This is a genomic window from Acidomonas methanolica, assembly GCF_004346035.1.
Taxonomy (GTDB): domain Bacteria; phylum Pseudomonadota; class Alphaproteobacteria; order Acetobacterales; family Acetobacteraceae; genus Acidomonas; species Acidomonas methanolica.
Genome location: NZ_SLZN01000009.1, coordinates 1 through 13,362, shown reverse-complemented (window position 1 = coordinate 13,362; position 13,362 = coordinate 1). Strand labels below are relative to the sequence as shown.

12 protein-coding genes are annotated in these 13,362 nt (G+C 66.3%); 5 read left to right on the top strand and 7 right to left on the bottom strand.

All coding sequences use genetic code 11. The features are described from left to right. The first annotated feature begins 192 nt into the window (after positions 1-192). Complete coding sequence (locus EDC31_RS08635; RefSeq protein ID WP_132127007.1) at positions 193-423, top strand: hypothetical protein; 231 nt, start codon at positions 193-195, stop codon at positions 421-423. Positions 424-554: 131 nt separating this feature from the next. Beyond that, positions 555-1,013 carry a hypothetical protein gene (locus EDC31_RS18110; protein ID WP_243697798.1) on the top strand — a complete coding sequence of 153 codons (459 nt, stop codon included), beginning with the start codon at positions 555-557 and terminating at the stop codon, positions 1,011-1,013. A 50-nt stretch (positions 1,014-1,063) separates the two neighbouring features. Here the strand turns inward: EDC31_RS18110 and EDC31_RS08625 are convergent, their stop codons facing one another. Beyond that, on the bottom strand, positions 1,064-2,635 hold the full coding sequence (locus tag EDC31_RS08625) for a 2-isopropylmalate synthase (RefSeq protein ID WP_042062116.1): 1,572 nt from the start codon (positions 2,633-2,635) through the stop codon (positions 1,064-1,066). A gap of 264 nt (positions 2,636-2,899) precedes the next feature. On the opposite strand from EDC31_RS08625, the gene EDC31_RS08620 reads away from it, so the two are divergent. Then, entirely contained in the window at positions 2,900-3,505 is a 606-nt protein-coding gene (locus tag EDC31_RS08620) for a glutathione S-transferase family protein (protein ID WP_042062122.1), read from the top strand. A 20-nt stretch (positions 3,506-3,525) separates the two neighbouring features. Here the strand turns inward: EDC31_RS08620 and EDC31_RS08615 are convergent, their stop codons facing one another. Then, positions 3,526-4,377: an N-acetylmuramoyl-L-alanine amidase family protein gene (locus EDC31_RS08615; RefSeq protein ID WP_186820022.1), complete on the bottom strand. Its 852-nt coding sequence runs from the start codon at positions 4,375-4,377 to the stop codon at positions 3,526-3,528. Between the two features lie 676 nt (positions 4,378-5,053). Between EDC31_RS08615 and EDC31_RS08610 the strand changes: the two genes are divergently transcribed. Beyond that, on the top strand, positions 5,054-7,813 hold the full coding sequence (locus tag EDC31_RS08610) for a ribonuclease E/G (RefSeq protein ID WP_042062114.1): 2,760 nt from the start codon (positions 5,054-5,056) through the stop codon (positions 7,811-7,813). 136 nt (positions 7,814-7,949) lie between these two features. Here the strand turns inward: EDC31_RS08610 and EDC31_RS08605 are convergent, their stop codons facing one another. The 4 genes from EDC31_RS08605 to EDC31_RS08590 all read right to left on the bottom strand — a co-directional run bounded on the left by EDC31_RS08605 (position 7,950) and on the right by EDC31_RS08590 (position 12,240). Further along, positions 7,950-9,401, bottom strand: a complete 1,452-nt coding sequence (locus EDC31_RS08605) for a cytochrome-c peroxidase (RefSeq protein WP_275574637.1) — start codon at positions 9,399-9,401, stop codon at positions 7,950-7,952. 82 nt (positions 9,402-9,483) lie between these two features. Continuing rightward, positions 9,484-10,314: a DNA-methyltransferase gene (locus EDC31_RS08600; RefSeq protein ID WP_042062110.1), complete on the bottom strand. Its 831-nt coding sequence runs from the start codon at positions 10,312-10,314 to the stop codon at positions 9,484-9,486. A 2-nt stretch (positions 10,315-10,316) separates the two neighbouring features. After that, positions 10,317-11,459: a murein transglycosylase A gene (gene mltA, locus EDC31_RS08595; protein ID WP_239641764.1), complete on the bottom strand. Its 1,143-nt coding sequence runs from the start codon at positions 11,457-11,459 to the stop codon at positions 10,317-10,319. A 73-nt stretch (positions 11,460-11,532) separates the two neighbouring features. Next, positions 11,533-12,240, bottom strand: a complete 708-nt coding sequence (locus EDC31_RS08590) for a Tim44/TimA family putative adaptor protein (protein ID WP_042062106.1) — start codon at positions 12,238-12,240, stop codon at positions 11,533-11,535. Positions 12,241-12,422: 182 nt separating this feature from the next. Here EDC31_RS08590 and secB point away from each other — a divergent pair, with 182 nt between their 5' ends. After that, on the top strand, positions 12,423-12,953 hold the full coding sequence (gene secB / locus EDC31_RS08585) for a protein-export chaperone SecB (protein WP_042062105.1): 531 nt from the start codon (positions 12,423-12,425) through the stop codon (positions 12,951-12,953). A 37-nt stretch (positions 12,954-12,990) separates the two neighbouring features. Here secB and EDC31_RS08580 read toward each other — a convergent pair whose 3' ends face one another. Then, positions 12,991-13,236, bottom strand: coding sequence for a hypothetical protein (locus EDC31_RS08580; RefSeq protein ID WP_132127005.1), 246 nt, complete (start codon positions 13,234-13,236; stop codon positions 12,991-12,993). Between the last annotated feature and the right edge of the window lie 126 nt (positions 13,237-13,362).

The window sequence follows — 13,362 nt, the reverse complement described above, 5'->3', positions numbered from 1 at the left end:
CCCGCCCGCGACAAGCACGTTAGGCAACGCTTTCCAGAAGACGACGCATGCGCAACCCGTCATGCGGCCGCCCCGTTGAAACGTTGTCCGAAAAATACCGGCCTACCGGGGCGGGTACAGTCCCGGCCCCGCAGGCCGCCATCAACACAGGAGTTCGACATGAAGAGCATTTCCGTCCCCGTGCTGCGCCCCATGGCCCTCGCGGCCGGCGGGATCGGCCTGCTTGCCCTGGCCGGCTGCGGCAACCCCTATGATCCCGGCGCGCGCGCGGGCTCCGGCGCACTGATCGGCGGCGGCACGGGCGCGGCCATCGGCGCCCTCGCGGGCGGCGGCAGGGGCGCGCTGATCGGCGGCCTCGCGGGCGGCGCGATCGGCGCGGCCGGCGGCGCCGCCACGACGCCCAACCGCCCGCGCGGTTATTGAGCCTCCGCGATTATTGAGGCGCTCCGCGCGAGTCTTTCCGGCCGAACCAGTGTTCGCCGGAAAGACTTCAAGTTATTGTTTGAGGGGCTGAGTCAGCCTGAAGCGATCAGACCCTGGCGGATAACACGAACATGACCACCTCCACTTCTCTCAGACACACCCTCTCCCTCACCGCACCGGCCTTGCTGGGCGTGGCGGCGCTCACACTCAGCGGATGCGGCAGCGCCTACAGCCCCACCGCGCGCGCGGGCTCCGGCGCGCTGATCGGCGGCGGCACGGGCGCGGCCATCGGCGCCCTCGCGGGCGGCGGCAGAGGTGCGGCGATCGGCGCGCTCGCGGGCGGCGTGCTCGGCGCGGCGACCGGCGCGGTCACGACGCCAGCCCGCGGCGGCTATTACTCGAGCGGCAACGCGCCCTATCCGAACGGCAATGCCTATTATGGAAATGGCCGCCCGCCCGCCCCGAACGGCGGATACAACAACGGCTATCCCCAGCCCACCTATCAGCAGCGGCCCGGCTATCAGCAAGGGTGCCAGCCGGGCTATAATTGCCAGCCCGCCCCGCCGCCGCCGGGCAATTACGGCTATTGAGGGAGGAATCCCGAGGAGAACGGCCTCTCCTCGGGACGAAGCGGACGCCCTTACGCGATCAGCGCTTCCGGCTCCGAGCGGACACGCTTGACCAGCAGCTTGTTCAGCGCATGGACATAGGCACGCACCGCCGAGACCACCGTGTCCGCATCCGCTCCCTGCCCGTCCACCAGCTTCCCGCCTTCCTCCAGACGGACCGTCGTGCGCGCCTGCGCGTCCGTTCCTTCCGTCACCGCCCCGATCGTGAATAGCGCCAGGGTCGCCTCATGCGGGAAGACTGCCTGAATGGCGCGGAACGCCGCATCCACAGGCCCGTTCCCCTCGACCGTGGCCGCGCGCGTGACGCCGTCCACCGCCAGTTCCAACGTCGCCTCGGCAGGACGCTTCGACCCCGCGATCAGATCCAGCGAGACGAAGCGAACCCGCTCGTGGTCGCGCGACTCGTCATCCACCAGTGCGCGGATATCGTCATCGAACACCGTCTTCTTGTGATCGGCCAGCACCTTGAACCGCTCGAACGCCTGCTGGACGACGGACTCCTCCAGCGCGTATCCCATCGCCGCGAGCTTGTCGCGGAACGCCGCGCGGCCGGAATGCTTGCCCAGCACCAGCGACGACTTCGTCCATCCCACCGATTCCGGCGTCATGATCTCGTAGGTCAGCGCGTTCTTCAGCACACCGTCCTGATGAATGCCGCTCTCATGCGCGAAGGCGTTCCGCCCGACGATCGCCTTGTTCGGCTGCACGTCGAAGCCGGTGATCATCGCCAGCATCCGCGACACGCCCAGCAGCTTCGGCGTGTCGATCCCGTCATCGAAGGGATAGCGGTCGCGCCGGGTGCGGATCGCCATGACGATCTCCTCCAGCGCCGCATTCCCCGCCCGTTCGCCGATGCCGTTGACCGTGCATTCGATCTGCCGCGCGCCGCCCTCGACGGAGGCCAGCGTATTGGCCACGGCCAATCCCAGATCGTTGTGATTATGCGCCGAGAAGATCACCTTCTCCGCCCCCGGCACCCGCTCGCGCAGCATGACGAAGATGGCGCGCATCTCCTCCGGCGTCGCATAGCCGACCGTATCGGGTATGTTGATGGTCGTGGCGCCGTTCCGGATCGCGGCTTCCACGCAGCGGCAGAGGAAGTCGGGCTCGGTCCGCGACCCATCCTCGGCCGACCATTCCACATCGTCCGTATAGCGCCGCGCCGCCTGATTGCCGGAGGCGATCAGCTCCAGAACAGTCTCCGGCTCCATGCGCAGCTTGTATTTCATATGGAGCGGCGAGGTGGAGATGAAATTATGGATGCGCCGCCGCCGCGCCGGGGCGATGGCCTCGCCGGCCGCCTCGATGTCCTTCCTGCCGCCGCTGCGGGCCAGGCCGCAGACCACGACATCGGACACCGTCTCGGCGATCCGCTTCACACTTTCGAAATCGCCGGGCGAGGCGACGGGAAAGCCCGCCTCGATGATATCCACGCCGAGCGCTTCCAGCGCGCGCGCCATGCGCAGCTTCTCGTCCAGATTCATGGAAAAGCCGGGCGACTGCTCGCCGTCACGCAACGTGGTGTCAAAAATAATGACGCGATCTTCGGAGATGCGCCCGAAGGAAGGATGGTCGATGCTCATGTTGAAGACGTGCTTTCGCTATGGAATGAATGCCTGAAATCCATAGTCCCCTGAACGCAGCGGCCCGCAGGCCGCCCTGATCGCGCTCAGGGGCCGATAAGTCGAAGCGCGCCCGGAAGCGAGAGACCCGCGCAGGCGTCGAGGCGCGCGAAAGCGCAACCTATGAGACGCGAAAGGGCGGGCGAGGCAAACATGGGCGACACTCTATCGCAGCCCGCGCTCCGTTGCTAGTCTCGACCTAGGATTTTCAGGATGAAATTCACCATGAAACTCTATGATCGCGCCACATCCGGCAATTGTCACAAGATTCGCCTCTTCGCCGCCCTGACCGGCATCGAACTCACCCTCATCCCGGTCAACACCGAGGCCGGCGAGCAGAAGACAGCCGCTTTCGCCGCGCTCAATCCCTTCCAGCACGTTCCGGTGCTGCGGGACGCCAGCATCGCGATCTGGGAATCTCCGGCCATCCTGATCTATCTCGCCAGGAAATTCGACCTCACCCACTGGTGGCCGGAAGAGGCCGAATCCCAGGCGCATATCGCCGCGTGGCTGTCGATCTCGACCAACGAACTCTGGCACGGTCCCGCCCGCGCCCGCGCGATCGTCAAGCGCGGCGGTCCCGGCGATCTTGCGGCCGCGCACGCCATCGCGGCCGATCTTCTGCCGCGACTCGACCGGCATCTGGAGGGGCGGGACTGGTTCGCCACCTCGCGCCCGACCATCGCCGATTGTGCGCTCTTCCCCTATCTCGCCATGGCGCATGAGGGGCGGATCAACCTCGCGCCTTTCGCTCATCTCCGCGCATGGCTGAACCGCGTCATCGCCCTTCCCGGTTTCCTGGGCATGGACGGCATTCTGGACCACTACTGAGAAGCCGTTTTCTGACGTCCCTATCCCGCCGCCGTCGCCATGCCGGCGAAATAACTGTCCACCGCGCTCCGCATCGCCAGGGTGATTTCCGCGCGATGCGCCCGTTTTCCCAGCGCGGCTTCGTCCAGGCGATTGGACATGAACCCCATCTCGACCAGCACGGACGGAATATCGGCGGATTTCAGGACCACGAAGGCGGCATGCCGCGCCGGGTTGGTCAGCAACCTGATCTTCGGACGGAACGATTCCACCACGCTGGACGCCATATGGGCCGACCCCCGCCGGGTCTCTTCCGTCACGAGGCTGGCAAGAATCTGCTGCACCTCCGGCGAAACGCCGTGGAAGGCTGGCCCCGCGAAACGATCCGCGCTGTTCTCGGTCCGCGCCAGCGCGGCGGTCTGCGCGTCCGAGGCGCCGGATGAAAGCGTGTAGACGCTCGCCCCCCGCACCCCCGGATCATGCAGCGCATCGGCATGCATGGAAATAAAAAGCCCCGCCTTATGGCGATGGGCGAGTTCGACACGCCCTTCCAGCGGGATGAAACGGTCCGTATCCCGCGTCAGCACGACCTGATAGCGGCCAGTCGCAAGGAGCTGTTGGCGCAACTCGGCGGCGGCGGCCTCCGCGATATGCTTCTCATACGTACCGCTGATCCCGATCGCGCCGGGGTCTTTCCCGCCGTGACCGGGATCGAGCATCACGACCGGTTTGGGCGGCGGAGCCTGCCGCAACACGGCCGGTTTATGCAGGACCGGATGCTGATGAGCCGCATGATGCTTTGCCTGATGCGCGAAAGCCGCCACGGACCGCCCCGCCAGCAGAGTCAGGCCACCGCCGAGCGCCAGACGGCGTCCCAAGCCATGCCTCTCCATCCTCCACCCTCCGCGATCGGTGTACCGACGCATGTTTTCCGGCATCATCATGGCCATAACGTGGCGAACCGGGTCTGGTCAGTCTGTCCCGGTTTGAAAACCGATTCTACGCCGCCGGGCGCTGCCCGGCACCCGCCAAAGGGCTCGCCCTTTGGAAACCCTCGATTTCAGACAAGCAGGATCGGACGAGGCTGGACATTCAACCCCGAAAAACAACTGCCGAACATCTCCTCTTGCGCCGAAGGAGCTTTTCCGTCATCCTACAGGGACGAGAGACCCAGACGGTCGATTTCCTGCAAGAGCGAAGGACGCCGGGCGGGACGTCCCGTTGACGATCCTCCGCGCGACGTCGTGCCGTGTCTCCGGCAGGATTCCGCCTTTCACCAAGCCCTAACCGAGGGCGCGGGAAAGCGGATTTCCGCCCCGGTTATCGTCGCCCCGCTTGTTTTCGACCTTGGGGACTTCATGCCTTTCGCCACTCGCGCCAACGGGATTGATCAGGAAGCGGGGCTTCGCCCTGTCTTGTCGCCCGGCGATGCGATCGGTCTCCGGCCCGCGCCCCATTTTCCCACATCTCTCAGCAGTTTCGCCACGGCCTGCAGGCATCCGGCCCCCGCGCGCAGGCGCGGCCGCCTTCGCCCGTCCGGTACCGTGGCCGACCGGAGTTCCCTTTTTAATGACCAAGCGTATGTTGATCGACACCACCCACGCGGAAGAAACCCGCGTGGTGGTGATGGACGGTGATCGCCTCGAAGAATATGACGTCGAAACCGCAGCGCGCAAACAGCTCAAGGGCAATATCTATCTTGCCAAGGTAATCCGCGTCGAGCCGAGCCTCCAGGCCGCCTTCGTGGAATATGGCGGCAACCGCCACGGCTTCCTCGCCTTCAGCGAAATCCACCCGGATTATTTCCAGATCCCGGTCGCCGACCGCGAGAGGCTGCTCGCCCTTCAGGAAGAGGACGCCCGCGACGATCTGGCCCGCACCGACGCGGAACGCGCCGAGCCCGCGGAGCATGACGAGCCCGCCGCCGAGGGCGACGCGGATGCGGACTCCGCCGATCAGTCTTTCCCCGAAATGGTCGGCGGCGAGAACGACACCGGCGACGAAGCCGCCGCCGCCCGCCGCATGGCCCGCTTCCTGCGTGCCTACAAGATTCAGGAAGTCATCCGCCGCCGCCAGATCCTTCTGGTGCAGGTCGTCAAGGAAGAGCGCGGCAACAAGGGCGCAGCACTCACCACCTACATCTCGCTGGCCGGCCGCTATTGCGTGCTGATGCCCAATGCCCTGCGCGGCGGCGGCGTCTCGCGCAAGATCACTTCGGAGTCCGACCGCAAGCGCCTGCGCGAGATCATCTCCGCGCTGGACCTTCCGCGCGGCATGGCGATGATCGTCCGCACCGCCGGCGCCCAGCGCCCGGGGCCGGAGATCACCCGCGACTGCGAATATCTCCTGCAACTCTGGGACGATATCCGCAGCCACACCCTGTCCTCCGTCGCGCCCGCGCTGATCTACGAGGAGGCGAGCCTCATCAAGCGCGCCATCCGTGATCTCTACAGCAAGGACATCGAGGAGATCCTCATCGACGGCGAACCCGCCTGGAAGAGCGCGCGCGAGTTCATGCGCCTGCTGATGCCGCATAACGTCAACCACGTGAAACTCTGGCGCGAACAGGCGCAGTCCCTCTTTGCCCGCTATCAGGTGGAGGGCATGCTCGATGCGATGTTCTCGCCGACCGCCCAGCTCAAATCGGGCGGATATCTGGTCATCAACCAGACCGAGGCCCTCGTCTCCATCGACGTGAATTCCGGCCGCTCGACCAGCCAGCGCAATATCGAGGAGACCGCGCTGCGCACCAATCTGGAAGCCGCCGAGGAAGTCGCGCGCCAGCTTCGCCTGCGCGATCTCGCCGGGCTCATCGTGATCGACTTCATCGACATGGAGAGCCGCAAGCACAACACCATGGTCGAGAAGCGGCTGAAGGACGCCCTCCGCTCCGACCGCGCGCGCATCCAGGTCGGCTCCATCTCGCATTTCGGCCTGCTGGAAATGTCGCGCCAGCGCCTGCGCCCGTCACTGGCCGAATCGGTCCTCACCCCCTGCCCGCATTGCCAGGGCACCGGCTTCATCCGGGGCACGGAGAGCGCGGCGCTGCATGTGCTGCGCGCCATCGACGACGAGGGCGTGCGCCAGAAAGCGGCCGAGATCGAGGTGCTGGCCGCGCCCGGCGTCGCGTTCTACATCCTCAACAACAAGCGCGGCTGGCTGGGCGAGATCGAGCAGCGTCACCGCATGCACGTGGTCTTCAAGCCTGATGACGCACTGATGCCATCCGAGGTGAAGATCGAGCGTCTGCGTCCACAGACCGAGTCCGCCCCGGTACCTCAGACCACTATCCCCACGGCGATGCTCGCCGGACCGTCCGAGCCTTCGGTCGAGATATTGGACGAGCCCGAGGCGCTCGACGCCGGGGAGAACGAGGCCGTTGCCCAGGATGAGACGTCGGGCGAGGCACGTGAGGAAAATGGCCGTCGCCGCCGTCGCCGCCGCCGTCGCGGGCGTGATCGCGACCGTCGTCCCGAGCAGAATGGCGGGGAAGCGTTCGCCGACGGCGTGGACGAAACCGGCGACTCGACGCCTGACGACGAGGCGACCGTCGAACCGCACGCCGTTGCGGAGGAAAATATCGTTCCGGGCCGCCGCCGCACCCGCTTCCGCCGGGCCAATCGCGATGAGAGCGAAACCGGACCGGAGGAGGCCCCTCAGGCGGAGCCGCGCCGCGAAACGCGGCGTTCCAGCCCCGCCCCGCGCGGCTGGACGGGCCCGACGCCGGCCGATCCGTTTGCCGGTGCGGGATTCGATATTTTCGACGTGATCGAACAAGCGGAAAACGCTCAGGAATTGTTCGAACCGAGCCGCGCCGAGCGGACCGGCCGGGCGAAGAAGAAAGCGGCTCCGGCCGCTCCGGTCGAGGCGGTCGAGCCGGAACCCGCCGCCAGGACGCCGGTCGAAGAACCGCCTGTCGCCGTGATGGTGGAAGAAAAAGCGCCTGTCCGTCGTCGCGGCCGTCCGCGCAAGGATGAAAGCATGGCGACCGTAGCCCCGGTCGCCGAAGTTCCGGTCGTCGAGACCGCAGCGGTCGAAACGCCGGTCGCGGAACAGGCGCCCAAACCCGCCCGTCGCGGTCGTCCGCGCAAGGCTGTTGCGGAAACCGCCGCGGAGGACGTGCCGACCCCGACAGCGGACGTCCCCACGGTCACGGACGAGGCGCCTGCCCAGCCCCGGCGTCGCGGTCGTCCGCGCAAGGCCGCCGCTCCGGCAGCGGAACCGGAAGCAGCCGCCGAGGCCGCAGGTGAGGAAGCGCCCGCGATCACCCCGATCGACGTGGACGAAGTCGCTCCCGCCGAGCGGCGCGTGGGCTGGTGGCGGCGCTGAGCCGACATCCCGCACGTCGGACATCTCAGGGTCTGATCGCTTCAGGCTGAAGCGATCAGACCCTGAAACAACGGAAGAAATGCCCCCCGGAGCGGATTGGACGGTCGGGAGGAAGTCTTCCTTGCCTCCCGCTCGTTCACTGCGCGGGACGCAAGGGCGGCTCGGCGGGAACCTCGGTCAGCGGCACGCCCTGATATTTGCCGGTCAGCGTCTTGAGGAAAGCGACGATGTCGGCCACATCCTGATTCGTGATGTCGTGATCCGGCGTCTGGTAGCGCGCCATATTGCGCACGGCGTCTTCCAACGTCTTCTGGCTGCCGTCATGAAAATAGGGCCAGGTCAGAGCGACGTTCCGCAGATTGGGGACTTTGAACCGCTCGTCGTCCGCTGCCTCCTGCGTGACGGTCGTCCGGCCGAGATCGGCCTGGGTCAGCGCATCGCCACGATCTTTGAAATACGCCCCTTCAAGCCCCATGATCTCATACGCTCCCCCGCCAACGGCGACGCCGTTATGACAGCCCGCACATCCGATCGCCTTGAAGCGCTCGTAGCCGCGCTTTTCCTGAGCGTCGAGCGCTGAGTCGTCGCCCTTCAGATACAGATCGAACCGGCTGTCCGGCGTGATCAGCGTCCGCTCATATTCGGCGATCGCATTCGTGACCGTGCCCTCCGTCACGCCCTCGAGGCCATAGAGCGCCTCGAAGCGCGTGGCGTAATCCGGCACGGCCCGGATGGTCGCAGCCACCTGATCCCAGTCATGCGAGCCCATCTCGACCGGATTGGTCACCGGCCCCGCCGCCTGAGCGGCCAGATCCTTCGCCCGCCCGTTCCAGAACTGCGCGATATTGAACGCCGCGTCATAGACGCTCGGAACGTTGATCGGGCCTTTCTGCCCGTTGATGCCGGTCGCCGTCCTGAGATTGTCCACCCCGCCCGTATTCAGCCCGTGACAGCTCGCGCAGTTGAGTTGCCCGTTCCCGGACAGCCGCTTGTCGAAGAATAGATCGCGCCCCAGCGCCGCCTTCTCCCAATTGACGGGAAGGCTCTCGGGAATCGGCTGGATCGGCTCGGCGGCGAAGCGCGCGGCCACGCCCGTCGTCGCATAATAACGCCGCCGCTCCTCATGCACCCAGTTCAGCACCGCCTCGCGAGCCGCCTCTGTCATATAGGCGTCAGGATGCATCAGCAGCATGGACCACGGCGGCATGCGGTTCTGCTCGACCACCTCCTCGATCCGCGACAACTGCTCGACCGAGGGCGGCTTGCCCGCCCTGAACGCCGCCAGCACGGGATCGAAGCGAAAATGGCGCAGAGCCTGGCGCACGTCGTGCTGCATGAGCTGATGCGCGATGGGCAGAGTCGCATAGAAGGGGAGTGGCGTTCCGGGCACATGACAGTAATCGCACCGGGATTTCTGGAAGACGGCGAACGCGCTCATGGCCACCGGATCGCTCCGTGTCGGACTTCCGGCGGGCAATTGCGGCACGCCCTCATGATCGAAATGCATGAGCCACGCGAGCGTGCCGCCATAGGCCACGCCTCCCAGCAGCACCACGCCTGCAAGGGCTTTCGTTACGATCGAGGACACGTGCCGCTTTACTCCTGAAAATGAAATGAATGGCTCTTGAAAGTCTGGAGCCGGGCCTCACATGTCTAACTGTTTCTGCCAATCACTCTGATCGGTCTGGTCGATTCATGACCTCCCGCAGCCGCTCCCGCGCGATCGCGACATAGGATGTGTCGCTCTCGATCCCGATCCCGCGCGCGCCGACGGCTTCCGCCGCCAGCAGCGTCGTCCCGGTTCCCATGAACGGGTCCAGCACCACGCTCCCGGAGGAAACACCGTGCAAAGTGAGGCAGGCCAGCGGCAAGGCGACGGGAAAGGTCGCGGGATGATGGAATTTCTGCTCGCGCGTCCGCACGGTCTCGTAGGGGATGAACCACGTATCCCCCCGGCAGCGGCGATCCTGCTCATGTCCCCGCCGGGCAATGTTGGATTTGTCGGTGAACGGCACGCCGGCCGCCAGCCGCTGGAGCTTCACGTCTCCCTTCAGCGTGAGGTGAAACACGTGCTCATGATTGCGATTGACGTAGCGCGAGGAATTGACCGGCTTGAAATGCCCGTGCGTCACATCGCCGATCGCCACGGACTTGATCCAGGTGATATGATTTTGCAACACGAACAGCCGCCGCAGCCGGACCATCAATTCGAAGGGCAGCCAGGGCTCCGCCGAGGACCCCGCGATATTGAGAAAGAACGACGCCCCCGGCCGCATCACCCGCGCCACCTGCGCCCCGATGCGCTCCATCCACTCCAGATAGGCGTCCTCGCTCAAGGCGTCGCGATAACTGCGATAGGACAACCCGAGATTATAGGGCGGCGACGTCACGACCACGTCCACGCTCTCCGCCGCCATGCGCCGCATGACGCCCAGCGCGTCGCCGCGCACCAATTCATGCCGCCCCAGATGCTCCCGCCGCGAGCGGATCGTCGCGGCCATGATCAGGCGGGCGGCCGCGGCAGCAACACCACCATCCGCCCTTTGGCGCGCAGCCTGCCCGCCACGTCCTCCGCCCGCGCGCCCCAGCCGGTGAAGAGATCACCCCGCCCGGCCCCGCGAATATCGGAGCCGATATCCTGCGCCAGAACGAGATGCCGCCACGCGCCCGCATCGCCTGTTCCTTCCGGCATCGTCGTCTCGACCCAGAGCGGCGCGCCGAGCGGCAGCACCGTCCGGTCCACCGCCATCGACCGCCCCGGCGTCAGCCCGACGCCCAGCGCGCCGGGCGCGCCGACACTGGGCAGAAGACCGTCCAGCCGCCGAAAGAAGACGTAATTCGGATTGCGCTCCAAAACCTCCCGCGTCTGATCCGGATGCGCCGCGAGCCACGCACGGATGGACTGCATGGTCACATCCGCGGGCGCCAGCGCGCCACGCTCCTCCAGCACCTTGCCGATCGGCACATAGTCATGACCGTTTCGCCCGTCATACCCGACGCGCAAGACGGACCCGTCCGGCATGACGATCCGCCCGGAGCCCTGAACCTGCAGGAAGAAAAGGTCTTCCGGACTCTTCAGCCACGCCAGAACCGGCGCCTTGCCGTCCAGAACCCCGGCATCGATCTCCGCGCGGCTGAAATAGGGTTTGAACGCGCCGTCCACCCAATGTCCGCTGACGACACGCCCGTCCGTCGCGCGGGCCTGGACCAGATCCGACGGACGACCATAAAGAGGCGTCTGGAACGCGCCGCCGCGCTGCGGCGCGCCCGCGACCTCCACCTCATAATAGCCGGTGTAAAAGGCGGAAACGCCAATCTCATACGGGACGAACCACGATTCGAAATACCGCCGCGCCGCCTCGTCCCCTTCGCCCACAGCCTCCAGGGCGGCGCAGGCCCCCGCCCAATCCCCGGCGTAACGCCCATTGGGAATCGAGCCGTCCCCCGCGCCGCCCAGCACGCTTTCCGGCGGCATGCGCGCGATGCGTCGGCATTCCTCCCGCAAGGGAGCGACGAGCGCGGAGGGCGTCTCGTCACCCCACCCCGTCAATGTTTCGAAGGACACCGAAGAAAAGGCGGCACGCTGCGTGGACGCCGCCTGCTCGGCACATCCGGCGAGCAGGCCGGCTACAGCCCCGAGGGCCATCAAGCACACAAATTTCATGGGCGCAGACGCTACTCCAAGCCGCGCCCTTCGTGAACCCGCCTCTCGGGCGCTCTCAAGCCGCGCGCGTCGCCGCGAGCCGCCAGGATGCGCCACCCGTCTGCATGCCGAACACCCGCTCGAAACGCCAGAGATCGGAGAATTCCGTCACGGCCTCGGTCCCCACCAGAGGCTGGGCGTCCCGATCGCGCAGCAGGCTGATCTGCCGCGACACGATCAGCACCTCGATCATGCCCCGCTTCACATCCGTTCGCGGCCCCGTGTCCTGCGTTCCCGTTCCGGGCATCTCGATGGCGGCGTCCTGAATGGCCAGCGACTGCACGGCCACGATCTCCACCTGCAAGACCTCGCCCGCCGCCTGACGCGCCTCGAGCGCGGAGACGAACGCCTCGAACGCCCCCGGAGTCAGCGTCGCGCGCAGCTTGTCCCGATCCCCGGTCGCGAAGGCCAGCACCACGCTGCGGAAGACCGTCTCCACCCCGCGCAGAAAACGCTCCGGCACGAAACCCGGCTCCAGGGTCGCGATCGTCGCCAGAACCTGCCCCACGCGCGTTCCGGGCGCCGGAATCTCATGCGTCGCCACCGGCTCGGCCGCCGGCGCGGCGACGATCGCCTCCGGCCGCGCGACAGGCACGACGCGAGGCGCGGGCGCCTCGGACACACCCACCCGTCGTCCGAGCACGCGCCACAACCTGTAGCCGAGCAGGACGCTCACAAGCGCGAACACGACGATGTCATAGGGAATGGCGTCAAGAAATTTCATCAGAACCCTAGCTTGCGATCAGGCCCCCTGTTTTGGGGCCCCCTGTCTATAACACAATCCGTTTGATCCTGCCTCTCCCCGTTTTCGACGGTTGGCGCATGGGCCGCGCCATGCTACCGCCGAGTCAGCGACGCGGTCCGCATCACGCGGGCCGCCCCGACGCCTTCGATCCGAGAGAAACCATGTCCGAGACCACCACGCCCCCCGCCAACGACTCCCTGCCTTCCGACGCGCCGCAGGGCATTCCCCTTGCCATCAACCTGCAATACACGAAGGATCTCTCCTTCGAGGTGCCGGCTGGCGCGGCGATCTTCAAATCCCTGCGCGACGCGCCGCAGGTCTCGGTCAATATCGACGTGAAGGTCGATCAACTCGAGGAAAACCAGCCGGTCTTCGAGGTCGTCCTGACGACGCGCGTCGAGGCCGTCGAAGGCACTGGCATCCAGGGAGAAGCCCAGGCCGGCCGCACCGTGTTCATCGCGGACCTGACCTATGCCGCCATCGTCACGCTCAATAATCCGCCCCAGGACATCATCGAGCCGCTGCTGCTCGTCGAAGTGCCGCGCCTGATTTTCCCCTTTGTCCGCAGCATCATCAGCGACGTGACGCGCGATGGCGGCTTCCCCGCCGTTGTTCTGGCGCCCATCGATTTCGTGGCGCTCTGGCAGGCCAAGCGCGCCGCCCAGTTCCCGGAACCCGCCGGCCACGCCTGAAACACGCTCCGGGGAGGGCAAGCCCTCCCCGCCCGAATCAGGCCATGGCAAGAGCGACGTCCTCGAGCGCATTCTCCACCACCAGATAAGGCCCACCCGCCTTGATCTGGATGGTGAGGATGGCGACGCTGTCGGGCTGGCGCGTGCCGAGGGGCAGAAGCGCGTCACCGCTGGTCCAGCGGGTGTCCTCCCATTCGAGAGGGCTTTGTTGCGGAAATAGCTTGTTCCTGGATTCACGGAATGAACCCAGGGTGGTAGCTGAATGTGATGAGCAAGCCGCCATCCCCGATCTGCCGCACGACGAACTGGCGTTTGTATAATGCCGCGCTGAAGCAGCGCGGCTCCCTGACGGTGTGGTTTGACCCGGCCATGGTCTGGAATGGGCTGCCGACGGGACGCCGCGGTCGTA

Coding starts and splice junctions, on each gene's coding strand:
- mltA (WP_239641764.1), bottom strand. CDS start 11,459: ATGGCCCTCGGGGCTGTAGCCGGCCTGCTCGCCGGATGTGCCGAGCAG.
- EDC31_RS08625 (WP_042062116.1), bottom strand. CDS start 2,635: ATGAGCATCGACCATCCTTCCTTCGGGCGCATCTCCGAAGATCGCGTC.
- EDC31_RS08615 (WP_186820022.1), bottom strand. CDS start 4,377: ATGGAGAGGCATGGCTTGGGACGCCGTCTGGCGCTCGGCGGTGGCCTG.
- EDC31_RS08635 (WP_132127007.1), top strand. CDS start 193: ATGGCCCTCGCGGCCGGCGGGATCGGCCTGCTTGCCCTGGCCGGCTGC.
- EDC31_RS08580 (WP_132127005.1), bottom strand. CDS start 13,236: ATGGCGGCTTGCTCATCACATTCAGCTACCACCCTGGGTTCATTCCGT.
- EDC31_RS08590 (WP_042062106.1), bottom strand. CDS start 12,240: ATGAAATTTCTTGACGCCATTCCCTATGACATCGTCGTGTTCGCGCTT.
- EDC31_RS08600 (WP_042062110.1), bottom strand. CDS start 10,314: ATGGCCGCGACGATCCGCTCGCGGCGGGAGCATCTGGGGCGGCATGAA.
- EDC31_RS08620 (WP_042062122.1), top strand. CDS start 2,900: ATGAAACTCTATGATCGCGCCACATCCGGCAATTGTCACAAGATTCGC.
- EDC31_RS08610 (WP_042062114.1), top strand. CDS start 5,054: ATGACCAAGCGTATGTTGATCGACACCACCCACGCGGAAGAAACCCGC.
- EDC31_RS18110 (WP_243697798.1), top strand. CDS start 555: ATGACCACCTCCACTTCTCTCAGACACACCCTCTCCCTCACCGCACCG.
- secB (WP_042062105.1), top strand. CDS start 12,423: ATGTCCGAGACCACCACGCCCCCCGCCAACGACTCCCTGCCTTCCGAC.